We start from the raw sequence: 26,487 nt of genomic DNA, 5'->3' as shown, positions 1-26,487 counted from the left end.
AACGCGTTTTCTAAATAAATGAGCGAATTTATGTAGGTTTGAAATACGAAATCTTGATCCATAATGAAGAACAGTACCAAAATAACAAATGCAAGTATAGAATCGGCGGGATTACCAAAGGATCCCAAACAGGTTATTGCCGAGTATATCTGGAATGGATTTGATGCGAAAGCCACCTCTGTAGCTATAGATATATCCAGCAATGAACTCGGCTATATAGAACGTATCCGTATCATGGACAACGGCGAAGGCATCGTTCCTGACCTACTGCCCCATTCATTTGGTAATTTTTTGGATTCACTCAAAAAAACAGCGCCCAAACGTAGCTCCTATACCCGAGGAAAGAAAGGCAAAGGACGGTTTTCGTTTTCGCTATTTGCAACACGTGCTATCTGGCACACCGTGGTAGCGGTGGATAATGAAGTAATAACATACAGATTGGTAATAGACAGGGCATCAAAAGAGGAGTATGAAAGTTCAGAACCTCAACGATCAAATGCAGCGTCTACGGGTACGACTGTCGTATTGGAGGGTATATTTGGCTTAAATGCCGCAATGTTGGAATCGGAGGAATTTACAGATTTTCTAGCTCAGGAATTTGGTTGGTTCCTACATCTAAACAAAGATCTCGATTATACCATCAAAATAAATGGAAAAGTCATAGCTTACGATCAACTGATCCAAGAGACAGATACAACATCATTTACAATATACAGTCCAGAAGAGAACTCGTTTATATTTAAAGTCAACTATATACGATGGAAGCAGCCGATTGGAGACCGCTACTATTACTATTTCCTCAACAGTCAAAAAATGGAAGTAGCCAAAGTACTGAGTAGTTTTAATAATAATGCAATAGAATTCCATCATTCAGTGTATGTAGAATCTGCTTTTTTCAACCATTTTGAACAGTCGGAAATCGTATTATCCAATGAAGGCAATCTATTCAGCGAAAAGGAACATCAAGTGGTATATCGTAGACTGATGACGGAGCTCCGCGATCTGTTGGACCGTAAACAAAAAAAATATGTCCGTGAGCAAGCCGTGACTATCAAAATGCAAGAATTAGCTCAAAAGGATCTCCTCCCCAGATACGACACCTCAGAAAAGGACAAAAAAAGAAAATCCACATTGCTGCAACTGGTAGAGGAGCTTTACATCGCTGATCCACGTGCATTTGTAAGCATTAAAGCAGATCTGATACGTACATATCTCGGATTTTTAGACCTATTGCTCCAAACGGACCGAAAGCTGGAAATCCTCCCAATCATAGAACAGGCCATCCCGTTATCGGATAAGGAAAGGGAACGGATAAAGGAATTGTTGGGAAGACAATAGACAAGGTCTTACATTATACGAAGTCTAGAATATTAAAATCATCTATGTTTACAGCAAAATATAGAAATACTTTTCTTGTCATGGGAAAAGGAAGTATCTTCTTCTAATCCTTATTTTTACATAAAAATCTATACATGAATCCAACGAAAATATGGGCAAATCTCGCAGTAAATAATTTAGAAACAACAACCAAGTTTTACAACGCAATAGGATTTAGGCCAAATGGCAGACACGCTACTACAAATGATCTCACAAGCTTCGTGGTAGGAAAAGATGATTTTGTAATAAACTTCTTTCTAAAAGATGTACTTGAGAGCAACATGAAGATTAAAATTACTGATGCTGAAAGTGCTATTGAAGTAATGTTTACACTCTCGGCCGATAGCAAAGATGAAGTAGATAGATGGGCCGACACAATTGAACTGGCCGGAGGAAGAATTCTATCAAGACCACAGGAATTTGGAGAACACTATTACGGTTTTGTTTTTGCAGATCCTGATGGTCATACGTTCAATGTGCTGCATATGTGATAATGACAGAGACAAAACCAAACAATCCATCCGTTTAGATATCCCGGGCGGATTCTCTTACTAAATAGTAAATAGATCCACCGAAAATAAATTCAAGCCCCTACTCAACAACAACTTCAAAATAAAACAGGCTCACTTAGGACCATCGGGATAGAGCGCATTATTTTTAAAGATATTCCAAAAAGTAGCAGCATACTAGATTACAATAATTGCCATTATCTCTAGTTGTTTTATAAAAAGAAAACTACTTTTACTTCCTAGACTTAACTTGCTTTTGACCCTATATGAAATACTATCTCAAAATATTTCTTCTTTCTGTGGCTATTGGAATAGTTGACATTCTGATATACTTGTTCTTTCTGCAGTTTCAAATTATACACAATAGCTCATATGTACCTCAGGAGCTATTTGTTATTGTGCTAATTCTTTCGGCCATACCCATACATTTTGTCATACTGTTTTTGGTTTCGTTCCTTTTTAAAAGAAACCGAAAGGCACTTAAAATCACATCGGCTCTCTTGATTCTCATCTGTATTTTCGCCTTATGGGGCACCTCCGGTGAAGAAAGGGCAAGATACAGTAACGAAATGGCATACGCCAAAACAGAGAAATACAACTACCAACAGGGGATCGCGACACCCGAAGGCTACCCGATACAACTACTTTCCGAAAGTCGATTTGCGATCTCGGTAAAAGGAGACCGAAACCCTGTCACCTTACTGGAAACAGGAAAGGTATATTCAAACCAATGGGGAGTAGGTCAATCTACATTTAAATCATCAGACGATGGCGACATTGTACTGCCTGATAGCCTAAACCTCTACTGGTATTCTTTTCTAGAAGACAAGTATTATGCTTTAAATACAGCCGTGGATAAAGCAATGCTCTCTAACTTTTTCAAAAAAGGCTTTAGACATGACATCAATGGAACACTGGAAGAAACAATACAAGGAAAGTATGATGAACTGATCGCTGGTATCGCCCCGGGCGGAGATGTAGTATTGTGGATATCAAGTTTTAATGATACTCGAGAAATAGCTGTCTTTAAAGCCGAAGAAATAAACCGAACTACACTAAAGGACTACGACGTCGTACGGGAAGATGTACGTAAAGAGGTCCTGAACGACACCTGTAGCTGCGAAGACAATAGACAATTTAGAAGAATAGTAAATCACAACTCCCCTATCCCATTTGGCATATGGACCGGTAAATACCGTTCTAAATTCAATTGGAAGGTAGAGATTACTGATTTTGGTCAAACCAAAATGGGCTTGAAATTCGGATTCTTCAACGGCGAAAGGTACCAACTGTTCAATGAAGCGATTATCCAACAAACGCTCGAACAACGCCCATTACCTGAATATCTCCTTCTAACTTTCTTTAAAGACGGGAAGAAGTATAACGCTTATCTGGAATTTGATGAACAAGAACTTTACAATACTTTCAAATTGCTGGCTTATGATCCTAATGAGTCACTTATTTTAAGAGTAAGTATCAGTTCCGATCTGAAGCAAACAAGTGTCACCCTACAAGCTAAGGGCAAAAGTCTTTCTCTGGAAAACATGAAAGCTGTAGAGATTTACGCAAAATAAAACATAAAAAAACCGTCTAAGTATTAACAACATTGTACGAATACAATCGGAGAACTTAGACGGTCAATAAAAGAATGTGATTACTTCGTCCCTAATCTATCTTCAGCTTCGCCACAACAGGAAGATGATCCGAAGGAAAACGCATATGCAACGCATCCACCAATGATGCGTATTTCAACACCTGAACACCATTGTTTACAAAAATATAATCAATACGTTGCTTCATAGGAGCATCCCATTTGAATGCATTGGTAGTACCAACTGGACCATATGGTGCAATTTGGGTGATATCAAAGGCATCTTTGAGACTATGCTTGATCGTAACAATCGGCTCGCTATCAGGCGTCGCATTGAAATCGCCCAGCGCAATAACCGGGGCTCCTTTGGAAATCTCAGCGATCTTCTTGACCATTAATTTGGCGGATTCCGCTCTTGCCTTTACTCCCTGATGGTCGAAGTGAGAACTAAAAACAAAGAACTGCTTTCCATTTTTTTTATCCTTCAACTTAACCCAAGAGCAAATCCTGTTGCAACAGACCGCATCCCAACCTTTGCCCGGTTTATCCGGAGTCTCACTGTACCAAAAATCACCTTTGTCCAAGACTGAAAATTTGTGAACGTTATAAAATATTGCCGAATGCTCACCTCCTTGCTGGCCATCGTCTCGTCCCACACCAACATACTTGAGGTAATCAATACGTCCTATATCATCGAGTTGATGTCTAAACCCCTCTTGTGTGCCGATAATATCTAATTCATGGTAGCGTAGCAATCCATTGACCATGTCTTTACGATTAGGCCAAGCATCGAGACCATCCTTTTCAGTATCCATACGGATATTGAATGTAGCTACCTGATACGTATTTTCATTTTTATGTTGTGCTCTAGTTCCAACAGCGATGCCGATTATAAATAGGCATGTTATAATTATTTTTTTCATTCCCAACCTTTATTTTGTCCTAAATTATTGTTTCTATCTTTTGCATTTTGTGGGATAGGATATAGATACTTTCTATCTTCCCATTTACGCTCACCCGGATTCCATAACACCTCTCCTGAAGTACCATTAGATAATTGCAGTTGTCCCACCGCACTAGAAGGGCTGACATTAACAAATGCGATACCTGCCGTACTTGAAGTCGGTTTCTGTCCCTGATAAAAATATACATCTTTCTTGCCGTCACCATTAAGATCATGTTCACCCAGTCCAGGCACGTATATTCCATTCATGGCAGATGTCTGAAACAGCTCTCCTAATTTCCAACGGATCAGATCATCTGTGCGCAATCCTTCAAAAATCATCTCTACCGCTCGTTCCCGGACAACCTCTAATAGCACCGGGTCTGTAAATCGTCCCTTATAGTAGTTTAACAAATAGGGATCAGCTACTGTAGGTAGTTGTCTTGCCGCTGCTGTCGGTATACCGGCACGCTCTCTAAGTGCCGCTATCGTATTATTCCACTCGGTCGGTGTCAACTCACCTAGTTCGGCTAAAGCCTCTGCTTTATTGAGCAGGATCTCTCCCCATCGCATGATGATGTGTGCATTATCATTGCGACTCTCATCATCATACGGAAACCGTTCATCGTAACACCACTTGATGGGCTGATAACCGGTATAAGTCTGTGTAAAATTGGGAGCAGAAACAACAGGCACCCCATTTTCCGTACGTGCATAATTACCAGAACGTATAGTCTGCTTTAATCTTAAATCCCGACTTTTGACTTCGTCGACAAAAGGTTTCGTTTTGTAACTAGGATCGTCGGTAAAGCGCGAACCATCCGCATTCAGATACATCTTCACAAAATCGCGGGTGAGACTAGGTCTATTACCATAAGTAGGACTGATAAATCTTCTATTGGCAGAACTGAACACCTGCAAATTAGCATTGAGTACGACAGCAAGTAGAGTCTCGTCAACAAAAGGGGTTTTGGCAATAAAAAGCTCCCGATAAGATTTTTCTATATCAGATGATCTATGTAAGACAAATCCAGTGATCGCGTTGGCTTCTTTGACCACTTCACGGTACCATTGCTGTGCTGTAGACTGCTTATTGTAATCGATATGGTATTTACGAAAAGAGGCTTCGTACAGACAGATGCGTGTTTTGTAGGCACGAGCTACATTTTTGGTAATGCGTGTTGCTGAAGCATCGGTAGCTAATTCGATATGCTCAATCGCATAATCTAGATCTGCCAACACTTTTTCCATCACTACAAATCGATCATCCCGTTTGGCATAGAGTACTGCATCGTTATCAATCGCGATGGTTTGGTCTACCCAAGGTACGTCACCAAATCGCTTGACCTTCTCGAAATAGAACAATGCTCTAAAAAAACGAGCTACGCCTACAAAGTGGTTCTTGTTAACCACCGAACTTTTACCCGCATTTTCAATAAAATAATTGATATTCCTAAGATCTTTCCATTCCCAGCCGCCGCTAGTAATCGGGCTCAACGCATTTGGAGCCAGAAAGTCATCCACCCCATTACGCGCAACAAGATCAGAAAGATCATCGCGCTGTAACACGCCGACATCGGTATTGGGAAGGATGTCATAAAAAGAATTGGAATACAGTTCCAATCCACCCACGGATTCAAATATCGCCTGATTTGTCGCTGTATCTACGGGCATCTCTTCCAGATCGCATGATACCATCGTAAACAGTGCAAATACAACGAAAATATAATTAAGTGTTTTCATGTTTTCTATTATTGATTAAAATCCGACCATCAGACCAAAAGACATAGCTTTCAGCATTGGATAGTTATATCCATCGCCACTGTTTCCAGCACTAAGATCTCTATCTGAGCCATAAATATTAGTCACATCAGTATCTCTCGTCCATTTGTACATAGGTGACCAGGTCCAGATATTTTCCGCCGACATGTATAGTTTTAGATTAGATGCTTTTATTTTGGCTGCTACTTTTTGTGGAAGATTGTATCCGACCTGCAGATTGCGTAGACGGATGTACGCCGCATTCTGTAGAAACCTGTCATTCGGTGTATTCAATGCGCGACCTGACCCTTGGGCGATATAACCGACCAAGCGCGGCAAATACGCATCATAATTACCCAATTCTTCTCTAAACATATTGGCTTCGTGCCATTTCGGGTATGAATTGTATGGACGATTATATTGTCCCCAAAAACGAGACTCTGGAGCTGGATACCAATCTTGTTTTAAGACTCCCTGAAAAAACGCCGAAACAAATATGCCATTCCACTCGCCACCCAGATTGACACCAAAAGAGTATCTACTCGTCGAATTACCGATAACGGTCTTATCCCCCGAATTATCTGCTTCATTCAACCCTTGATAGATCACTCCATCACCATCAAGATCTTTGAATTTGAGATCGCCCGGATAGTTTTTACGGGTATTGGTATTCGGAATATTTGATTGAGATGGCGAATTTTTAATTTCTTCTTCCGACCGGAACAAACCTTCGACCTGATATCCCCAAATCTCACCTAGTTTTTGTCCTACGTAATAATCACTCAAGCGCATATCAGCATTGTTATACTTCGTAATCTCAGCTTGATAATCAGATAATACTACGCGTACATCATACTTAAAAGGCTCATTCTTCATTTCGAACTGATCTTTCCAGGCAACACTGAGCTCCCACCCCCGCGTCTCCAAATCGGCATAGTTACCTTTTGGAACCTCTGTCCCAAATATAGCAGGCAAGGTGGGACCTACTGTAAACATATCGGTAGTAGCTCGCTTGTAATAGTCCATAGTAAACTGTAAGCGATTGCTGAAGGAACCGAATTCAAGACCGATATTACTAGTTGCCGATTTTTCCCAGGTCAAACCACCTGGCACCACATTGGGCTGCTCGGTCTTTTGCGGTCGCACTCCATTTATAACTCTCCCCGACTGCGTCACTCTAAAATTTTCCATAAATGTGTAGGGGTCGATATTTCCGTTACCTAGTCTACCGTACGAGGCCCTCAGCTTCAGATTGGATATGTATTTCTGATCTACTTTCCAGAAACCCTCTTCCGAAATGCGCCAGCCCGCTGATGCAGACGGAAAAAATGCCCATTGCTGATTAGACGGAAATTTGGAAGAACCATCATAGCGGCCGTTTATTTCCAAGAGATAACGTTCTTTGAAGTCATAATTGACCCTAAAGAATCCCCCAGCTATAGCCCATTTCTTATAGCCTCCAGTAGTAACAATACTCTGTCCCAAGGCAAGGTTGATATCACTGGCATCGGCATACACTATACCATTGCGTTGGGCGGTAAGGTTTTTATATTTCGACTGCTCATAGTTGTAGCCCACCAACAGCGATAGATTATGACTATTTGCCAAAGAAGTCTTATAGTCTGCATAGATATTGGTAGCCATATATTCAGTAGTCCTACGTCTCTCCTGTAGATCGTTCGTATTCGTACCGGTATAGCCTATCACTCCTTCGTAGCGGCTATAAGGTACCTGAACTCTATTTTGCTGCGAACCAATATCAGTACTTTGAAAGGTAAAATCAGTCCTAAAATTCAATGATTTATCAAAAAAACTAGCAACAGCCCCAGTCCTATTTTTGAGAAAACGATGATCAGAATTTATCCCATTTTTACCCATATAGTGATCTCCTACGGTATAGGCTGATGAAAAAGAAAGGCTTCCATCTGGATTGAGTAAAGGTGCCAATGGGTGTCCTTCGTCGGCAATATTGCGCCATACTCCACTACCTTCACCGACGTTGATCGGTTGAAAATATTGCATCTTGGAATACTCCGTATTATTATCTACTTGTAGCCAATCGGTCAATTGTATAGAGCCCTTCGCACGTAGATTGTACATATCATACTTATCTTCGCTGTACCGAAACAGGCCATCTTGACCATTATAGCGTCCACTCAGATAAAACACCGCTTTATCATTACCACCAGACAAGGAAATATTATGATCCTGCGCTATAAAATTATCCTTATATAACTCCTTATACCAATCTGTGCTGTAGAAATACATGTACTCTCCTGTCGTTGGATTGACATCAATGCGGGGCAATGTGGGATCTTCCCATCGACGCTTGATCTCAGCTAGGTAGGCCTGTGAAAATGGTAAGGTTTTATTGATTGCTGTTGGTGTGGTACCGCTATCATTCCAGCGAGACCAAGCATCATTAAAACCTTTGGCCCAAGGATAAGATTCGGTAATATTGTCTGGAACGGTGGTTGGTGATTTGATAGAAAGATTGGTACTATAGGTGATGGAGGTCTTACCTTCTTTAGCTGACTTGGTGGTAATTAGTACTACCCCAAAAGCAGCGCGAGCTCCATAAATGGAAGCCGATGCCGCATCCTTGAGAACAGATATAGTTTCAATATCATTGGGGTTGAGCATCATCGGATCGCCCTCTACGCCATCTATAAGTACTAACGCATCTCCTTTTTGACCGATGGAGGTGGTCCCGCGTACGTTGAAACCTGGTGACTGATTGGGCTTACCATCAAGCATCTGGATATTTAAATTAGGCACAACACCTACCAAGCCTTGCGCTACATTGGTAATGGGTCTATTCTCAAAAACTTCGGATGTTACTTGGTCCACGGCACCAGTAAGATTTACCTTCTTCTGTTGGCCGTACCCAACAACTACCACTTCATCCATATCGTATATAGACTCTTGCATAGCCACCTGGGTGATCGCTCCCGCACGAAGCTTAATCTCTTTGCTTTGAAAGCCCAAGATTGAAAACTGAAAGGTAGGATCTGCGGCAGCGCTTTTGATCTCAAACTCGCCATTGGCTTTGGTAAGCGTACGGTTAGATTTACCTTTTTCCACTATTGTGACGTTTTCTATCGGTTGCCCTTTGCTATCAGTTACAATTCCAGAATAGATCTTCTGCTGCAAAGCGACAATCGACGATGATTCCACCATCGGCTCGACTGTTGCTATCGTGCGTGTCAATATGATGTCTCTGTCGACGATTTGATAGCCCAATTGATGAACCGACAACACGTTTTTTAAAACTTTCTCTAAAGGCTCATTACTGTAATATACGTCTATCCTTTTCTTATTTGACAACAAGGACTGCGAATAGAAAATATTATAACCGGTCTGCTTTTGTAAATCTTTCAAAACAGACTCTAATTTGACGTTTTTCTTATTCAATGTAATACGTTGTCCAAAAGTAAACGCTTTAACTTGCAGACTTGCAGCCAATAAAAGCGGTATTGCCAAAGACAATTTCATAGCTATTGGGATTTTGGCAGTATGTTCCTGTACAACAACAGGACATCCTACCAGATTTTTTTTGTTAATTTGCATCTGGTTGATTTTTTATTCGTTAATCTTTCAATCGGTAGTCTTTTTATAGGACTAAATTTCAGGAGCGGTCGCAACGCTCCTGAATCTTTAGCTATCCATTCTGAAATTATTTCATAACAGATACCCTCCTTTCTTTCAGCTCAAAATGAACACCCCCAGTGAGGGTAATTAGCTTTAATAGTTTATTGATATCCGCGTAACGGGAGATCGTACCCGAAAAGTAAACATCCTGAAAATCTCCCTTATAGTCTACCTTTACATCGTACCATCGCGCTATCGTAGCCATCACATCATAAAGGTTAGCGTTGTCGAATGCAAAAGAGCCATTGCGCCAAGCAACCGTATAAAATGGGTCAATAGGCTTTACAGAGACCTTCTCACTTTGCGGATTATAGATCGCTTGCTGATTAGGCTTTAGCACCTGCTGTTCTTCGTCAAATCTCAATCGTACCGCCCCTTCAACCAAGGTCGTACGTATCTCTGGATCGTAGCTATTAACATTGAATGTTGTCCCCAATACCTCAAGCTCCTGCTTACGGGTTCTTACGATAAAAGGAATATGTTTTTGACCGAACTTCAATCTGGTCACTTCAAAAAAAGCTTCACCATCCAGCTCTACTTCACGTCGATCCTTCCCAAAATTCAGTGGATACTTTAATTGAGATGAAGAATTGACCCATATTTGCGTACCATCCGGCAGGCACAGCTTATACTCCCCCCCCTTAGGGGTCACGATAGTATTGTATATTATTCGGTCAGATTGTCCTGTACCGGCCAGCGTATAGGATAATTCACCCTGCTTGTCCTTTGTCACGCTGTATCCATCAAGTACAATAGTCGTGTCCGCACTCAGCTTGTCCAAATCGATAACCTCGCCATTATCCAACAACAAATTTCCTTTCGGACTCCCCGGTAAAACCACACTAGATGCGTATGTTGCTTCATCCTTCATTTTGGATTTAGAAAAGAACAGTAGACTAAAACAGAATACCAACAACGCAGCAGCAGCACCATACCATGATTTGAATCTCTTAAAATGCGGCACTGTTGCCCTTGATTCATTTACAGAATGCATAACGGCTTCAAACAAACGATCCGATCGTAAAGAAGAGAGCATCCGTTGCGACTGTTCGTCTTTGAAAGAATCCATCAATTGATCCAGCCATTGATCATCAGAATCCTGATTTACGAATGTCGTCAATGTATGTAGATCCTCCCCACTGATATTTCCATCGCGGAAGGCAATAAATAAACGAAATAATTGATCCTTTGTCACTGATAATACCTTGCTTTTAATAGTATAATAGCTTAAGGTCTACCGATAGGACTATTGTTCGATAGATTTTTTTAAAATATGTTAAAACAGATAGGCAATCCAATCGAGAAATCGTTAAGAAAGTTCGAAAAGCATGCTCTTTTGGCAAGAATTAGGAGGAATAAATAATGCTCGGAGATAAAAACAAGATTTAAAACAAAAAGAGAAAATAATATTTCTGAAGTTGTATCCTTATTTTTTTTGAAGCTGATATAATCTGATTTTTAATTGTATTTCTAGACGCCCCGGTAAAATCAGAAATTTCATCGTAGCTAAGTCCACTAAGTTTATTGAGTGTATACACTTCTTTTTCCTTAATAGACAGATCCTCCATCGCAGACTGCAGCATATTCGTAAGATCGCTAGCCTCTAACTGATGCTGGGTACAACGGCTTACTTCTGTCCAATTTTGTTCAACATATCTATTGTATTTAGCTTGAACAAGTTTCTTGCGGAAGCTCTGAATCAGCTGACGTTTCACAACAACAAACAGATACGGATAGAGCTGGCCGGGATCTTTCATACTTTGACAACCCTTAAAAAGTTGAATAAACGCTTCTTGTACTACTTCTTCGGCTTCAAAATCGCATTTAATAACGGCATAAGCATAACGGTATAAGACCTGATGGTAACAGTTGAAAACCTTTCGAAATACGAACTCGTCTCCAGTTAAGAATTGCTGAAACTCATCATTTGTCAAATCCATGTTCAGTTGTCGGTTCATGCCATCTCCGTAAATATGTAAATCAGGTATAAAGTAAGCAATGATCCATCAACATTATATTAATGTATGTTTAAGTAAATGTTAATCTTTCGGACAGATGGAAGGCTAATAATTGCGAAAACAATATACTTCTATTTGGTCTAACAAGAATTGAGATAAATTGTTTGATTTAGATACTCCGTACAAAAGAAAAGTATTTTAGCTACCTTTGTGGTTTGATATAATTTAATCATTCAACAGTGTCATTAGAGAAATTAAAGCTTAGTAAACATCTTCATGCAACCATGAATGATCTGGGGTATTTGACAGCAAAAGAGTTCCAGTTAAAATCACTTTCCCGAATTGTCGGTGGGCACAGCATCATCGGTATTGCGCCAGAAGGAGCCGGGAAAACAACTACATATGTACTAGGAGTACTGATGCGATTAAAATACACGCACGATGAGGCCCCAAAAGTCTTAATTCTAGCTCCTAATGAAGAAAGAGTTACCGAAATAGTTGATCGATTTCTAGCTATCAGTGGCAATAGAAATCTCTATATCATGGGATTAAAAGCCAGTGGAAGTGTGGAAGAAGAGATCGAAGAGCTGGTACGTGGTGTAGATATTGTAGTAGCTACCCCGACCCGTGCCCGTGCTATATATCTAAAATTAGGTCTTAATTTAAATCGTATTCAGACTTTTGTCATTGACGATGCCGATGAGATCATCAAACAGGGCATGCAAAATACCGTAAGAGAACTAGCTCAAAGTTGTGGAAAGGTCCAATACCTAGCGTTTAGCACTGTCGAACACGAGAAGCTGCATCTGATGATTGATAATTTTATGCCTGTTGCTACGTTAATCGAGGTGGACGATCTGGGTGAAAAAACAGCAGAAACACATGAAATGATGCTGTATCATGTGCCTAATTTTACCACAAAAATCAATCTCCTAAATAACTTGATGCGCGACGAAGAAGTATTTGATAAAGTCGTGGTATTTGTAAACAGTAGACTGACCGCGCAAAAGTTAAGCGAAAGCCTACATGCTAAAAAAGGAGAAGTCACCGTATTACATCCTTTTTTTCATGACGATTCGGGGATTGATGATATCAATGATTTTAAGCAAATACCCGAGTGTCGGATACTCATTGTAGCAAACGAAGGGACAAAGGATATTGATCTAAGCGGGATACCATTTATATTTCATTTTGAAATACCCGAAAACAGGGACGTATTTGTTGATCATATCACAAAGAAAGCTGATGATGAAGCCATTGCGATCACTTTTGCTACAGATATTGAGTTGCCAGAAGTAAAGAAGATTGAACAGTCTATTGGCGAGAAGATCCCCGTAATGCCTCTTCCAGACGATCTTCTTATCTATCGCCCATCCAATAATACGAAGTCCAAAAGTGAGATAGATGAGTCACAAGGCGGAGCTTTTCATAAAAAAAAGGAAAGTAATAGTAAAACCTACAATTATGGTGGTGGAGCTAAAGCCAAAATGACAATGAAAAATAAGAAACGGTAATCTCAAAACACCGTATAGAATAAAAGCCGTATTAATACGGCTTTTATTCATTATGCTACATGTCCCCTATCTATTTGCCCATCTTCGTAAGGATCGACTCCATCTCAGCCATTACTTTATTGATTTTGGCAATGGTCAGGTCAAAAGGCTCAGAAGTATTCATATCGACACCTGCATCTACAAGAAGATCTACAGGGTACTTGGTACTACCCGAAGCGAGAAAATCCAAATATCTCTTTCTATCCGCATCAGTACCTCGAAGTACTTTTTCTGAAAGTGCTGTCGAAGCCGTGAATGATGTCGCATATTGATATACGTAAAAATTGTAATAAAAATGTGGAATATATGACCACTCGGACTTGACGTAATCGTCAATGATACAGACATTTTTGTCATGACCATAATAACGTCTAGTCAGTTCGAGATACATATTATCAAAGTCTTCGCCCGTGAGTGCTTCGCCCTTAGCGACTTTGTCATGTATCATAGATTCAAATTCAGCAAACTGCGTCTGGCGAAATAATGTACCTTTGGCACCTTCAAGGTAATTACCTAAAATAGCTAAACGAACTTTGTCGTCTTTGATCTGCTTAAGCATATAATCGTTCAATAGCTCTTCATTTAGTGTCGAAGCTACTTCTGCAACAAAAATAGAATAGTCCGCGTTGGCAAAATGCTGTTTTTTATTTGTCAAATAACTATGCATGGTATGCCCTAGCTCATGGGTCAACGTAGACATATCATTGTACTTGCCATTATAATTCATGAGGATATAGGGATGTACGTCGTAGGCCGATCCGTTGGAATAAGCGCCAGATCGCTTACCTTCATTGGGATACATATCAATCCATCTCTCATTGAAAGCCTTCTTAGACACATCAGTATATGGCGTCCCCAACGGCTTCAACGATTGTAAGATATTACCGACCGCCTCCTCAACAGTATATTCCAAATCCACTTTGTCAACCAAAGGAGCATAAAGATCGTAGTAATGCAACGTATCTACGCCCATCATACGTTTGCGAAGATTTAGATAGCGGTGAAAAGTTTCTAAATTACCATTTACATTCTTGACAAGATTGTGAAATACAGCTGTAGGAATATTACCATCGTCGAGCGCTCTCTCTAAGGTGCTATTATAATTTCTCGCTTTTGTAGCAAACAATGCAGCATTAATATTTCCGTAAAGCTGAGCGCCGAAAGTCCGTTGAAATTCATTTAACTTACCAAAATAAGCAGCGAACACTTTACTTCGTACATCGCGGTCTTCACTAGCTCTATACAGCGAAAAGTTTGCCGAATTAAGCTTAACACGTTCCCCCTTAAGGTCAATATCTGGATAGGGAAACTCTGCATTGGAAAATGTACTAAATATATTCGCCGCATTTCCCGACATCAACGACGAATAAGCCATTATCTTTTCAACCTCTTCGGAACCTCGATGTGCCCGTTTACGAAGTAGATCCTTGATATAAAACTGGTAAGCGGAAAGTGACTTTTCCTGAGCAATGAAGGTATTTAGCTGGTCTTCCTGCAAGGTCAGCAACTCGGGTTCCATAAACGATGCCAATGCGCCAAATTCTGCAAAGAGTTGTTGCAATTCTTGCTTCATACCTGCATATTTGGTCACCCGCGTATCTTGATCCGATTTCATCGAAGCGTACGACGATAATCTGACCATATCTTTAATCAATGCACTATTCAGATTCAATGCTTCTAGAAGTACAGAAGCAGACTGTGTCAATTTGCCCTTATATGAAGCAACCTGTTTCATTTTCTGCTGTACACGTGCCTTTTCTTCTTTCCACACGTCATCTGTGGCGTAAAGAGGACTCAAATCCCATTTGTATTTGTCGGGTAGTTCGTCGCGAACTTTCATCTGGCTTACTGCAATCGTCGTTGAAAATAACATTGCAGCGGTAATCAATTGTGTTTTCTTGAGCATAACTTTATTAATGTCTAGTTTGTGCCCCGAATTTACAAAATTTATCTTCCATTGGGATTAATTATAGCAAAGAGCTCCTTACAACAAACGATCAATCCATAAATTCCGTTGCAAAATCCAGATAAGCAGCCACGGCTTTTTGTAAAAATTTACCATAGTCCTCTTTTCCTAAACTTCCATCCTCTTTAAAACAATCTTGTATATTGGCCAGATATACTTCTGGTTGTTGTAAGGTAGGCATATTCAAAAATGTCAGCACTTGTCTAAGGTGATGATTGGCTCCAAATCCAGAGAGGCCACTTATAGACGAAGATATAATCATAGCAGGTTTGCGGTCCCAGACATTCTTGCCATAAGGGCGCGATCCCACATCTAGTGCGTTCTTCAATGCTGCCGGTACAGACCGGTTATGTTCGGGTGTAATGAGTATTACACCATCTAGAGATTTTACTTGAGCTCTAAATGGCGCATAGCTATCTGGCTCCCCTTCCGAATCATAATCCTGATTGTAAAGAGGTAGGTTAGCGATACCAATACGTTCGAACTGATATCCCGCAGGGCTATGCTGTATTAAATAATCAGCGACCATTCCGGTGTAAGCGTCTCTTCGAATAGATCCGACTATTATACCTATTTTTTTGTTTTCCATGACTTAATCTTTTAAATGTAAAAATCTTGCGTCCTATTTAAATATAGAACAGTGAGATACAGCAAATGTTTGTACCTGACCTACCATAATATCCTAGCGACTAAAAAATCATTGTATTCTGGGATATGCTAGCCCAGAACAATCCTTTAATTTTAATCGTTGGTTTTAAAATTTAAAAATATGGAGTTCTTTATTAAGGAAGATAACGCAATCGATAACGAAATTACCCATCAAAAAGTTTCTGTACAGAACTTCCCAAAATCCATTGATTTCCCCTTTTCAGATAGATATCGGAAGATAGTAACACAGATCAAGACAATAGAGCTATCAGGCGACAGCATATTGTACAATTCGGTTGAAGCAATAAATGAATCCAAACAATTTTCTAACGTCGATTATTGGTGCTTTGCTGGAACCGGAAGTGGAGATCGATGGCTATTCGATAAAGAAGGAATGGTCTTTCACTATGACCACGACTATGATGAAGACTTTTATGCTATGGAAATAACATTCGCCCAGTGGCTTCAGATGGCATTCCTTCTTAGACAATTAGATGTGTATATCGATGTTAATGAAAAACTTCCTAAAACGGTGATTAAAGCATTCACCGACTCATTAAATAAAATACATCCCCAATTATCGGAAAATTACCCCTACTTGATTTGAGTCGACTCCTAGTAAGATACCTGTATCCAAAAACGAGGCACCTCCACTTTTCTGGGTCCAAACGGAAGAAAAAAAACCTAGCGAATAACAAAAAGAAGTGAACAAAAACAAGTAAAATTAAATTTAGACTGTATATTGCACGAGAAGAATGAGATAAACCAGTTTACAACACAACTGATTGATGAGACAACACGCCCTATTCCAACATATAAATCGATTTGTTCAGCTCGAGGAGAATGAATTTGCTGAAATTATCGGTTATTTTCAACATGAAAACGTCCCAAAAAAGGGCGTACTAATGCAAGCAGGTGATCGTTTTGTGAAAGACTATTTTGTACTGACGGGCTGTGTTCATATGTACTGTGTCGATCATCAGGGAATTGAGCATACCATTCAATTTGCATTAGAAAACTGGTGGATAGCCGATTACCTCGCAATGCAGAAAGAACAATCTACTAGCTTCTATATCCAAGCAATAGAAGGATCCGAATTACTCAGTATAACAATCGCCAACAAGAAGAAACTTCTGCTCGACTTTCCAAAAATGGAATCGTATTTCAGGGAGATGTATCAGATAGGATACGGCTCATACCAGACAAGAATGAAATATATACTGAGTTATTCTAAGGAAGAAATTTACTTCAGATTTCGAGACAACTTTCCTGATTTTGTAAATAGTGTGCCACAATATCTTATTGCAAGCTATCTAGGACTTTCGGCGGAATACGTAAGCAAATTAAGAAGGAAAAGTTTTTCTTGAACCTGTTCAACTTTTTCCTCCTCCGGGTAGCGTACTTTTGAAGTATACAAATTACGATATAATTATGGCACAACGATTAAATTACAGTTCATTTGTACCAGAAGCTTACAGCAAACTTTTGGAATTAGATGCATTGGTTGGAAAATCTCGATTAAGCCCCCCCTTAGTACACCTTGTCCGGTTACGTGCTTCACAGATCAACGGTTGTCTATTTTGTATAGACATACATTCCAAGCAAGCGGTGCGTGATGGTGAAAGCACTTTACGTCTACTCCATTTAAATACCTGGCAAGAATCTCCTCTATTCTCAGAACAAGAAAAAGCTGCGTTGCTATGGACCGAAGCACTGACAAAGCTTAGCCCAGAATCTACCAACGACATTGTTTACGAATCGGTAAAAACACACTTTGACGACACAGAGATCAGCCAACTCAGTATGATTATTACACTGATTAATGCACTCAATCGCTTTGGTGTTGGATTTCGTGCAGAACCGGGCTCACTGGATAGAATTTTGGGTCTAGACAAAGTCAAGATCTAATACCAGCTACATTAACCTGGCATACTAAAAATATATTCACAGATATAAGACAAAAATACTAATTTTATTAGTATTTTTGTCTTATGGAGAGATTAGAAGAGAAGCTAAAAATCCTTGCAGATGCAGCAAAATATGATGTTAGCTGCAGCTCATCAGGTTCAAAGAGACAGAATACAGGCGGTATAGGCGATGCTTCATATTCTGGTATCTGTCACACTTATACCGAAGACGGTCGATGCGTATCCTTATTAAAATTGCTATTGACCAATCACTGTATATATGACTGTGCTTTTTGTGTGAGCAGACGAAGTAATGATGTACAGCGTGCTGCATTTACAGTAGAAGAGGTCGTTAGTCTTACGATGAATTTTTACCGTCGTAACTATATAGAGGGCTTGTTTTTAAGTTCCGGTATTTTCAAAAGTGCCGACTATACGATGGAGAGACTCTTACGCATCGTCAAAAAACTTCGTACAGAAGAACGCTACAATGGCTATATACATCTTAAAACAATCCCTGGAGCGAGTGAAGAGCTGATACAGGAAGCCGGGCTATACGTAGATCGAATGAGTATCAATTTAGAACTGCCGACCGATGCCGGACTCCAACTTATGGCTCCAGAAAAAAACCATGAGTCGGTCAAAAAGCCTTTGGCCTTTGTCAATAACAAACTAAAACAATACAAAGAAGAAAAAAAACTCATTAAACATACACCTACGTTCGTCCCGGCAGGACAAAGCACGCAGATGGTCATTGGAGCAACAGCAGAAAGTGATTATGAAATAATGCAGGTAGCCGACAACTTTTATACAAACTATAACTTAAAAAGAGTTTACTATTCAGGGTATATTCCCATATCGAATACGAACAGCCTACTTCCTCAAATAGGAACTAAACCTCCCTTGGTCCGTGAAAATAGATTATACCAAACAGACTGGCTTATGCGATTCTATGGATTCAAAATTCAAGAGGTCCTCAATCCGGATTTTCAGCATCTAGAGCTGGAGATTGATCCTAAATTAAGCTGGGCTTTACGAAATCCTCAGTTCTTCCCTATCGACATCAATAAAGCCGATTATTGGATGATTATTCGGGTTCCCGGTATAGGTAGACAATCCGCGATGAAGATAATCCAGGCCCGAAAATTCGGGAAACTCCACGAGTATCAAATCAAAAAAATGGGAATAGCTTACAATCGAGCAAAGCATTTTATGATCTGTACGGATTCTGTCATTCCGTTAGGTTCGATTAAGATGGAAAACATCCGAAAGCATATCTTAAAAGGATCGGTCTGCAAAAATACAGCTACACCTCAACTATCCTTATTTTAAAGATGATTTATATTTATGACGGTAGTTATGAAGGTCTTCTGACAGCTATTTTTACGACGTTCGAGAGTCGTGAGTTTGATGTACAACTACAATTAGAATCTGATTTTCAGGAATCTCTATTTGAAAAACCTAAATACATCCAATCTGACTTGGCAAAGGCTCGACGTGTATCCGATGGCCTGGTCAAATTGTTTACGAAAGATGGGGCTGCCGATTTTTGGCGTGCTTTTTTAGCTGAAGATTCTAATATACATCAAATAATTTTTGAATTGATCATCTCTGCATTCAAGACAAATAGCTCCACGTTTTTACATAATTACGGAGATGAGCGAATTTTACAGTTTCATCAAACACTTCGCAAAGTGAGTCGAGAGCGTCATCGCATGAAAGCTTTTATCCGCTTTCAAAAGGAATCTAGCGGAATGTACGTAGCCATCATAGAACCAGATTTTAACGTACTGCCATTGATTATCTCTTTTTTTAGAAAAAGATACGCCGATCAACAGTGGCTTATCTATGATAATAAACGTCGCTATGGTATACATTATGATCTTCATAGCGTAACAGAAGTAACCTTAAGTCTAGACCGATCAACCGCACTTCAAAAATCAGTGGCGAATATAACCCTAGATCCAGATGACAATCGTTACACAAGATTATGGCAGGGCTATTTTCAAAGCACCAATATAGAGGCACGTAAAAATCTGAAGCTACATCTACGTCATGTGCCAAAAAGATATTGGAAATATCTCCCAGAGAAAATGAACAATAATTAAAAGCAGTGTCAAAATACATCCTTATATACCAACTACCGGTATAACTCTGCTGAAACCTTTGTTTTTTTTGTAGATTCGCTGCTTTAAACAAAAATTTATGAATCCTAATATGGAAAAAACGACTACGGATATTTTGAGAATAGGTATTATTGGATATGGCAATCTTGGGAAAGGGGTAGAAAAAGCAATAAAGCAAAATCCAGACATGGAATTAGTAGCTATATTTACGAGACGTGAGCCTTCATCTCTTGATTGCGAGACTCAAGCAATACCGATGAATTTCTTGAAAGATTACCGTGAGGCTATCGATGTTATGATTCTATGCGGTGGTTCGTCTACCGATCTACCAGAACAAGTACTGGAGGTATCCAAAATGTTCCATACGGTAGATAGTTTTGACACGCATGCCAAAATACCGGAATACTTTACCAAAGTGAATGAATCCGCTAAATCAAACAACACTTTAAGCTTAATCTCTACCGGTTGGGATCCAGGATTATTTTCTCTGGCAAGACTGATTGGACAATGCGTCCTTCCAGAGGGCGAAGACTATACGTTTTGGGGTAAGGGATTGAGTCAAGGACATTCAGACGCAGTAAGACGAGTTCAAGGCGTCAAAAATGGTGTCCAATATACGCTCCCTATTGATAGCGCTTTAGCATTGGTACGATCTGGAGAAAATCCTATACTATCAACAGCAGAAAAGCACCAACGCATCTGCTATGTTGTGGCAGAAGCTGCAGCAGACCTTAGTATTATTGAAAACACGATAAAGACTATGCCTAATTATTTCGCTGATTACGAAACAGCAGTACACTTTATCGACGAGGAAGAATTGAGACAAAACCACAGTGCGATGCCGCATGGAGGAATTGTGTTTCGATCCGGGGTTTCAGGGAGTGGTGCAAAACAACGTATTGAATTTAGCTTGGCGCTAGAAAGCAATCCAGAATTTACAGCAAGTGTGCTTGTTGCGTATGCCCGTGCCGTAGGCAGGATGGCCAGACAAGGACAATCCGGCGCTCGCACCGTATTGGACATCCCTTTGTCTTACCTCTCACCCAAATCGGACGAAGAGCTCCGTCGAACTTTATTATAATCTAGGTTAGAAAAAACAAGCTATCTAAAAAAGTATGCTGTAATTTACATGTATTTTGTAGAAAACATATAATTACTACTATAGATTTAATTACCTTTGCGCCATGAAAAAAATAGCGGACTATAGAAGACTGTTAGATGTGGATAGCAAAGTTGATCTCAGTACATTGAAGTCACGCTACCGCCAGATAATGAAGGAGTGTCATCCGGATAGATTTGCCAATGATCAAGAAGGCCTTTTAGCAGCAGAAGAAAAAAGCAAAGAAATGATCGAAGCCTATCATTTTTTGGTAAGTATCTGTCCTGAAACCTTAGAAAATCAGATGCCTATTTATCAGAGTACGATAACAAATTCATCAATCTCTGACTTTGATTGGAAAGGTCAAATCTTGACACTTACATTTCTTGATGGCAGTCAATATGAATATTTTAACGTACCGAGAAATGAATACATCAAGTTGGTAAATGCAGATTCTCCCGCTCGTTTTGCCAAACGACACGTTTATCCAAAGTACTCGTATAGAAACGTATTAAAGACGAGTTAACACCTCAATATCAAAAGCTCCACTATTATAGTATTTTCATAAATAGTGGAGCTTTTTTTTAATTGACTTCCACTTTTCCGATGTAACAATTGTATTTATTCAAGTAATAAAATTTTAAAAGCAACAAAAACCTCCTAAGTTTACTGCTTTTAACAACTTGGTATATGACAATTCTGACTTTTACTATTATTCTTTTCCTAGGCACTTTCATAGCAGGTCTTTTAGGTTCATTGACAGGTTTGGGAGGAGGTGTAGTTGTCATCCCCTTATTAACTCTTCTATTTCATGTAGATATCCGGTATGCAATCGGTGCTGCATTGCTAGCTTCTATCGCTACTTCTTCAGGAGCAGCTACAGCTTATGTAAAAGAGGGGATTACGAATATAAGATTAGGTATGTTTTTAGAAATTGCGACAACTGTCGGGGCCGTAATCGGCGCTATGATTGCCATCTATATGCCTACCAATACCATCGCAATTATCTTCGGTATTGTATTGATTTTTTCTGCGATAATGACTGTGCGTAAAAAAAATGAATATGCACATGAAGGAGGTTCCATGCTTGCCGAGAAACTCAAACTGAATAGCACCTACCCCGTCGACGGTCAAAAAATCCCCTATAAATTGACCAATGTAGTAGGTGGTTTTTCCTTGATGGGGGTAGCAGGAGTGCTATCAGGTCTTTTAGGAATAGGTTCTGGTTCATTAAAAGTATTAGCTATGGACAGCATGATGAAAATCCCCTTCAAAGTCAGTACAACCACCAGTAATTTTATGATAGGTGTCACTGCCGCTGCATCTGCTGTTGTCTATTTGCAACGCGGTTACATGGAGCCAGGAATTGCTTTTCCAGTAATACTAGGCGTTCTCTGCGGTGCGATCACAGGTTCGAAACTATTGAAAAAAATGAATCCCAAGACCTTACGCTTAATATTTGCTGTAGCAATTACATTGGTTGCCTTACAAATGATTTTCAACGGCATACAACATAAATTCTAAAACATGAAACGAGTCTTCTCAAGGTATTACTGGAACGATAAAGACATCTCTATGTTAGTAGGACAAATCTTGCGCATTGGTGTTATCTTCGCCTCTATAACCCTAATCTTAGGAGGTGTCCTATATCTGATGCTCCATGGACAGGATCCCATACCAAATTACAAAGAATTTGTAGGAGAGCCAACTTCAAATACAACAATATCGGGGATCATTCTGGGAGCATCCCAATTTAACATACCGCAGATCATCCAATTCGGTGTACTGCTTCTGATAGGCACACCTATCCTACGAGTGATGGGATCGCTCTTCGGGTTTATTATCGAGAAAGACACCATGTACGTTATTATCACTTTAATTGTTCTAGCTGTTATCATAGCAAGTATACTCAGCGGCATAAAGGGTTAATAGCCGATAAAATACTATATAATTTCAAAATAACACATGATACCCAAATAAAATATCATGTAACAACACTGAGACCAAACAAATATTAACAAATCTTTAACACTTAATTTAAGGTTTTCATCTTATCTTTGGGTATTCATAATTTAGGTTAATAATTGGTTAGTTAAGAACGCCTGTAGCTCCCCGCTGCAGGCGTTTTTTTTTCTTTTATTGCTCATTAGAAAACTTTTAGTCCTACTATTCCACCGACATTTAGAACAGAAGATAATAGTTATTGGACATGGACCGAATCCTTCAAAAAGAATAATTTATTTTTTGCCGCTCACATAATATTATTCATTTATAGTCGTTCTTATACCAAAGAGCAACAGTTATTGAGGTGTTACACATAGTACAACCTCTTCTAGATAAACGCTTTTTGATTGTATCTGCAAAGTTTAGACATTTGGTTTGAGCGAAAAAAGAAACAACGAAACAGAAAAAAAAGGTATGAATACAAAAAGCCAGAAAGGGTTTAGATTAGTCTAAACCCTTTCGCATTTCTACAATTAAAACGAAATCAAGCCATTCAATCACCTTCTGTTTTAAATAAAAAGAATTAACTTCAGCTAAGAAAAGTTTTATTAACTTACATCCAAAATATTTACATTTAAATATTAAACACAACTTTCTTAAAATGGTAATAATAAACAATTATGAAGAGTACAAGTCCTACGAAGGAAAACAACTCGGCTCTTCCGATTGGCACAAAATCGATCAGGAACAGATCAACCGATTTGCAGATGCCACTTTAGATCATCAATGGATTCATATCGATCAAGAAAAGGCAAAAACTGACAGCCCTTTCAAGTCGACTATAGCGCATGGCTATCTTACGCTTTCATTAATTCCTTATTTATGGAAACAGATTGCAGACGTAAGAAACTTAAAGATGGAAATCAATTACGGCATCGAAAATTTAAAGTTTGGACAGGCAGTATTAGTGGATCATGAAGTACAATTGCAAGCAAAAGTAAATTCAATACTTAACCTGAGAGGTACCGTTAAAGCTTCAATTGAAGCGACGTTAATTATTAAAGATAATCCAAAACCAGCATATGTTGGTGATGTCGTGTTTTTATATCACTTCGAATAACTAACTTTTATCCTCCCGGACAAGTCGGCAGATCTAATGCCCACTCGTCCGGGATATATCATATCCATGTGATTACGCAGATCTCAAGATAGCATCACATTCCCCAACGGGACACCCCTTACAAAACTATCTAGCTCCTCACATTTAAAATCGTATTCATCTACTTTTTTCAAAACCTGACTTACAATATGTTCGGGAGACTCAACACGCAAAACACGATCTTCATCTTCAAGATCTAAGCTCACAACAATCGGTATTCTTAATGAGCGCAACCCCTCTAAAACAACAAGTTTATCCGTCAACGTTTGAATATTTGTTTTGAAAACACTTACAAAGTTATACATAGCCTTTACCGTTATCATCTTTCCTTTTAAATAATAATGCCTCAAAAATCAAGAATTTATTTGACCTATTTAATCGGTTTCAAGCTCAAACGGACAAAATAAGGGGCGAACCGTAACAAGGCTTGTTACATAATATCTTTTGCTTCCAACCAACGGAGAAAAACGCTAGCTTTTTCCCTACTGACATATACTTTAGCTTCATGTGTCATACAAAACTCCAAGGACAACTTTCTAGATAATGTATAACTAGCATGCCTTAGCGCTTTTCTATTAACTAGATTTTGCCTATTAGCCCGAAAAAAGCCGATCCCCAGTAGCTTTTCCAGATCGTCTAGGCTCTTATTTACTGCGTATTCTTTGGCATCAAAAGTCTTAATAAATACATTTTCATATTCGATATAGCACAAAGCGATTTCTTCCGAAGACAAGGGTATAATACGGTCGTGATGGTACACTATTACGGCATTATTATTAGTCTGCATCTGCCCCAATAAGGTACTGTAGACACCTTCCTCCCCCATACCAGCATTTGATATGACCTGGCTTAATTGTCGTTGTAAGCCAAAGTACTTTTGTATTGTTTGCGCAACAGCAGAATTTGATATCGGTTTTAGAATATAATCAATCCCATTTGTCTTAAACGCCTCAAGCAAATAATTATCATACGCCGTACAGAAAACAATAGGCGCAGTGACATTGACATCTTTAAAAATCTGAAAACTAAGACCGTCGCCCAGCTGAATATCCGAAAAAATCAAATCAATCTTAGGATCGCTTCCAAAGAACACCAGCCCTTCATGAACCGATTGTACATGCTTTATGATTTCCGACTGTGGCAATACTTGTTGTAGCGTTTGCGCTAAGTCTTCGGCAGCCAGGATCTCATCTTCTACTATAACTATCCTCATTACAGAATCCTAATACGCACTTCAAAAAAATCGTTTGATTCGTCAATTTCTACCCCTTGTACAAACAAATACTTATACCGCTCCACCAGATTACGGAGTCCACTACCATTAGATTCCACCTTTTGATATTGAATATTTTTATTATTCCGAACCACTATCCAGCCATCCCTTTCATCGACGCATATACGAACAGGATTTTGGACAGTAAATGAGTTATGTTTCAAAACATTATCTACCAATGGTTGGATAGAGAATATAGGTAATTGCTTCTCTCTTACATCGAGTGAAACATCCACCTGATAATGCAAAGCCTCCCCAAAACGGATTTTTTGCATATTCAAATAGTCTTCACACAACTTGATCTCCTGGTCTATACTCGCCAACTCGCCATTTTTAACAGAGGCAATGGTGATTCGCAAAAAATCAGATAGTTGTACCAGATAATTTTGTGCCATACCAGGATCCTTTACAATCAGTGTCTTTAAAGTCGCCAACGCATTAAATAAGAAATGAGGCTGTATTTGTTGCCGCATCATTAGATTTATAGCCTCTTCTCTAGAGCGCTCCAATCGAGACCGTTCCAACTTATGGTGTACTTTGGCATGCTCAGACATCAAAAAATAAAGTCACAATAGCACCACGACGTTTAACAAGCTCCCCTGAACGCTAATAAATGTAAGGTTACGAAGCGGGCTCTGAACCAAAATACCTCGCAATCGATCATCAGTGATCCCCAAAAAACGCTCTATATAATGAAATATCCAGATTATCAAAATCGCACTACCAAAACTAATCACCTTGACATACAGGGGCGACTTGACAGGATCTTCTACTTTAAAATAAATATGAATACAGATATTATCTAACGCAACGATTAAAATAACTAAAAACGTAATGCAAATTTGGATGACGCTCCGTGTACTCATAAAACCTCCGGTAAAAGAGGCCAAAGCTATTAGCAAGGTTGCTGTCAGCGCAAAGACAAAGCTCTGCTTGATCCACAAACCAAAGGGGTAATCCATGTGCTTACATCTCATCATTAGTCTTTTGAGTTCAATTAGTGATTTTACGAAAGTACAGAT

Annotated in this window: 25 protein-coding genes; 14 read left to right on the top strand and 11 right to left on the bottom strand. The window is 39.3% G+C overall.

Translation table 11 applies throughout. From position 1 onward, the window contains the following. Positions 1 to 63: 63 nt before the first annotated feature. The 3 genes from B5X76_RS07005 (at position 64) to B5X76_RS06995 (ending at position 3,460) form a co-directional block, all read left to right on the top strand. Positions 64 to 1,338 (top strand): ATP-binding protein, encoded by a 1,275-nt coding sequence (locus B5X76_RS07005; RefSeq protein ID WP_079642399.1) that lies wholly within the window; start codon positions 64 to 66, stop codon positions 1,336 to 1,338. Positions 1,339 to 1,472: 134 nt separating this feature from the next. Further along, positions 1,473 to 1,868 carry a VOC family protein gene (locus tag B5X76_RS07000; protein ID WP_079642398.1) on the top strand — a complete coding sequence of 132 codons (396 nt, stop codon included), beginning with the start codon at positions 1,473 to 1,475 and terminating at the stop codon, positions 1,866 to 1,868. A gap of 284 nt (positions 1,869 to 2,152) precedes the next feature. After that, on the top strand, positions 2,153 to 3,460 hold the full coding sequence (locus B5X76_RS06995; RefSeq protein WP_079642397.1) for a DUF2931 family protein: 1,308 nt from the start codon (positions 2,153 to 2,155) through the stop codon (positions 3,458 to 3,460). Between the two features lie 91 nt (positions 3,461 to 3,551). Here the strand turns inward: B5X76_RS06995 and B5X76_RS06990 are convergent, their stop codons facing one another. The 5 genes from B5X76_RS06990 to B5X76_RS06970 form a co-directional block, all read right to left on the bottom strand. Beyond that, positions 3,552 to 4,400, bottom strand: a complete 849-nt coding sequence (locus tag B5X76_RS06990; protein ID WP_079642396.1) for an endonuclease/exonuclease/phosphatase family protein — start codon at positions 4,398 to 4,400, stop codon at positions 3,552 to 3,554. Next, on the bottom strand, positions 4,397 to 6,163 hold the full coding sequence (locus B5X76_RS06985) for a RagB/SusD family nutrient uptake outer membrane protein (RefSeq protein WP_079642395.1): 1,767 nt from the start codon (positions 6,161 to 6,163) through the stop codon (positions 4,397 to 4,399). The genes B5X76_RS06990 and B5X76_RS06985 overlap by 4 nt, the downstream gene beginning before the upstream one ends. A 15-nt stretch (positions 6,164 to 6,178) precedes the next feature. Next, complete coding sequence (locus B5X76_RS06980; RefSeq protein ID WP_217699629.1) at positions 6,179 to 9,751, bottom strand: TonB-dependent receptor; 3,573 nt, start codon at positions 9,749 to 9,751, stop codon at positions 6,179 to 6,181. Between the two features lie 106 nt (positions 9,752 to 9,857). Next, positions 9,858 to 11,027 carry a FecR family protein gene (locus B5X76_RS06975; RefSeq protein WP_079642394.1) on the bottom strand — a complete coding sequence of 390 codons (1,170 nt, stop codon included), beginning with the start codon at positions 11,025 to 11,027 and terminating at the stop codon, positions 9,858 to 9,860. A 190-nt stretch (positions 11,028 to 11,217) separates the two neighbouring features. After that, positions 11,218 to 11,790 (bottom strand): RNA polymerase sigma factor, encoded by a 573-nt coding sequence (locus tag B5X76_RS06970; protein WP_079642393.1) that lies wholly within the window; start codon positions 11,788 to 11,790, stop codon positions 11,218 to 11,220. A 239-nt stretch (positions 11,791 to 12,029) separates the two neighbouring features. Here B5X76_RS06970 and B5X76_RS06965 point away from each other — a divergent pair, with 239 nt between their 5' ends. Then, positions 12,030 to 13,304, top strand: a complete 1,275-nt coding sequence (locus B5X76_RS06965; protein WP_176141007.1) for a DEAD/DEAH box helicase — start codon at positions 12,030 to 12,032, stop codon at positions 13,302 to 13,304. 70 nt (positions 13,305 to 13,374) lie between these two features. Here B5X76_RS06965 and pepF read toward each other — a convergent pair whose 3' ends face one another. Beyond that, the gene (gene pepF, locus B5X76_RS06960) at positions 13,375 to 15,249 is read right to left on the bottom strand and encodes an oligoendopeptidase F (RefSeq protein ID WP_079642391.1); all 1,875 of its coding nucleotides are present in this window, start codon (positions 15,247 to 15,249) and stop codon (positions 13,375 to 13,377) included. Positions 15,250 to 15,340: 91 nt separating this feature from the next. Further along, positions 15,341 to 15,898: an NADPH-dependent FMN reductase gene (locus B5X76_RS06955; RefSeq protein WP_079642390.1), complete on the bottom strand. Its 558-nt coding sequence runs from the start codon at positions 15,896 to 15,898 to the stop codon at positions 15,341 to 15,343. A gap of 180 nt (positions 15,899 to 16,078) precedes the next feature. Between B5X76_RS06955 and B5X76_RS06950 the strand changes: the two genes are divergently transcribed. The 10 genes from B5X76_RS06950 to B5X76_RS06905 all read left to right on the top strand — a co-directional run bounded on the left by B5X76_RS06950 (position 16,079) and on the right by B5X76_RS06905 (position 24,153). Further along, positions 16,079 to 16,564: a hypothetical protein gene (locus tag B5X76_RS06950; protein WP_079642389.1), complete on the top strand. Its 486-nt coding sequence runs from the start codon at positions 16,079 to 16,081 to the stop codon at positions 16,562 to 16,564. Positions 16,565 to 16,745: 181 nt separating this feature from the next. Then, entirely contained in the window at positions 16,746 to 17,324 is a 579-nt protein-coding gene (locus tag B5X76_RS06945; RefSeq protein WP_079642388.1) for a Crp/Fnr family transcriptional regulator, read from the top strand. A 64-nt stretch (positions 17,325 to 17,388) separates the two neighbouring features. Further along, positions 17,389 to 17,865: a carboxymuconolactone decarboxylase family protein gene (locus tag B5X76_RS06940; protein WP_079642387.1), complete on the top strand. Its 477-nt coding sequence runs from the start codon at positions 17,389 to 17,391 to the stop codon at positions 17,863 to 17,865. Between the two features lie 83 nt (positions 17,866 to 17,948). After that, complete coding sequence (locus tag B5X76_RS06935) at positions 17,949 to 19,196, top strand: putative DNA modification/repair radical SAM protein (protein WP_079642386.1); 1,248 nt, start codon at positions 17,949 to 17,951, stop codon at positions 19,194 to 19,196. Between the two features lie 2 nt (positions 19,197 to 19,198). Further along, entirely contained in the window at positions 19,199 to 19,972 is a 774-nt protein-coding gene (locus tag B5X76_RS06930; protein ID WP_079642385.1) for a TIGR03915 family putative DNA repair protein, read from the top strand. Positions 19,973 to 20,069: 97 nt separating this feature from the next. Continuing rightward, positions 20,070 to 21,071, top strand: a complete 1,002-nt coding sequence (locus B5X76_RS06925; RefSeq protein ID WP_245800983.1) for a diaminopimelate dehydrogenase — start codon at positions 20,070 to 20,072, stop codon at positions 21,069 to 21,071. A gap of 103 nt (positions 21,072 to 21,174) precedes the next feature. Then, positions 21,175 to 21,615, top strand: a complete 441-nt coding sequence (locus tag B5X76_RS06920; protein ID WP_079642384.1) for a KTSC domain-containing protein — start codon at positions 21,175 to 21,177, stop codon at positions 21,613 to 21,615. 164 nt (positions 21,616 to 21,779) lie between these two features. Beyond that, complete coding sequence (locus tag B5X76_RS06915) at positions 21,780 to 22,613, top strand: sulfite exporter TauE/SafE family protein (RefSeq protein WP_079642383.1); 834 nt, start codon at positions 21,780 to 21,782, stop codon at positions 22,611 to 22,613. A gap of 3 nt (positions 22,614 to 22,616) precedes the next feature. Further along, the gene (locus tag B5X76_RS06910; protein ID WP_079642382.1) at positions 22,617 to 23,018 is read left to right on the top strand and encodes a DUF1634 domain-containing protein; all 402 of its coding nucleotides are present in this window, start codon (positions 22,617 to 22,619) and stop codon (positions 23,016 to 23,018) included. Positions 23,019 to 23,694: 676 nt separating this feature from the next. Continuing rightward, on the top strand, positions 23,695 to 24,153 hold the full coding sequence (locus B5X76_RS06905; RefSeq protein WP_079642381.1) for a MaoC family dehydratase: 459 nt from the start codon (positions 23,695 to 23,697) through the stop codon (positions 24,151 to 24,153). An 83-nt stretch (positions 24,154 to 24,236) separates the two neighbouring features. Here the strand turns inward: B5X76_RS06905 and B5X76_RS06900 are convergent, their stop codons facing one another. From B5X76_RS06900 to B5X76_RS06885, 4 genes are all read right to left on the bottom strand, one after another. Next, positions 24,237 to 24,515: a hypothetical protein gene (locus tag B5X76_RS06900; protein ID WP_079642380.1), complete on the bottom strand. Its 279-nt coding sequence runs from the start codon at positions 24,513 to 24,515 to the stop codon at positions 24,237 to 24,239. A gap of 107 nt (positions 24,516 to 24,622) precedes the next feature. Further along, positions 24,623 to 25,405: a LytR/AlgR family response regulator transcription factor gene (locus B5X76_RS06895; protein ID WP_079642379.1), complete on the bottom strand. Its 783-nt coding sequence runs from the start codon at positions 25,403 to 25,405 to the stop codon at positions 24,623 to 24,625. Continuing rightward, complete coding sequence (locus tag B5X76_RS06890) at positions 25,405 to 26,019, bottom strand: sensor histidine kinase (RefSeq protein ID WP_079642378.1); 615 nt, start codon at positions 26,017 to 26,019, stop codon at positions 25,405 to 25,407. The genes B5X76_RS06895 and B5X76_RS06890 overlap by 1 nt, the downstream gene beginning before the upstream one ends. A 12-nt stretch (positions 26,020 to 26,031) precedes the next feature. Then, positions 26,032 to 26,445, bottom strand: coding sequence for a hypothetical protein (locus B5X76_RS06885; RefSeq protein ID WP_139375225.1), 414 nt, complete (start codon positions 26,443 to 26,445; stop codon positions 26,032 to 26,034). Positions 26,446 to 26,487: the final 42 nt, after the last annotated feature.

Source organism: Sphingobacterium nematocida, from assembly GCF_900168125.1.
Taxonomy (GTDB): Bacteria; Bacteroidota; Bacteroidia; order Sphingobacteriales; family Sphingobacteriaceae; genus Sphingobacterium; species Sphingobacterium nematocida.
This window is presented reverse-complemented; position numbering and strand designations above follow the sequence as displayed.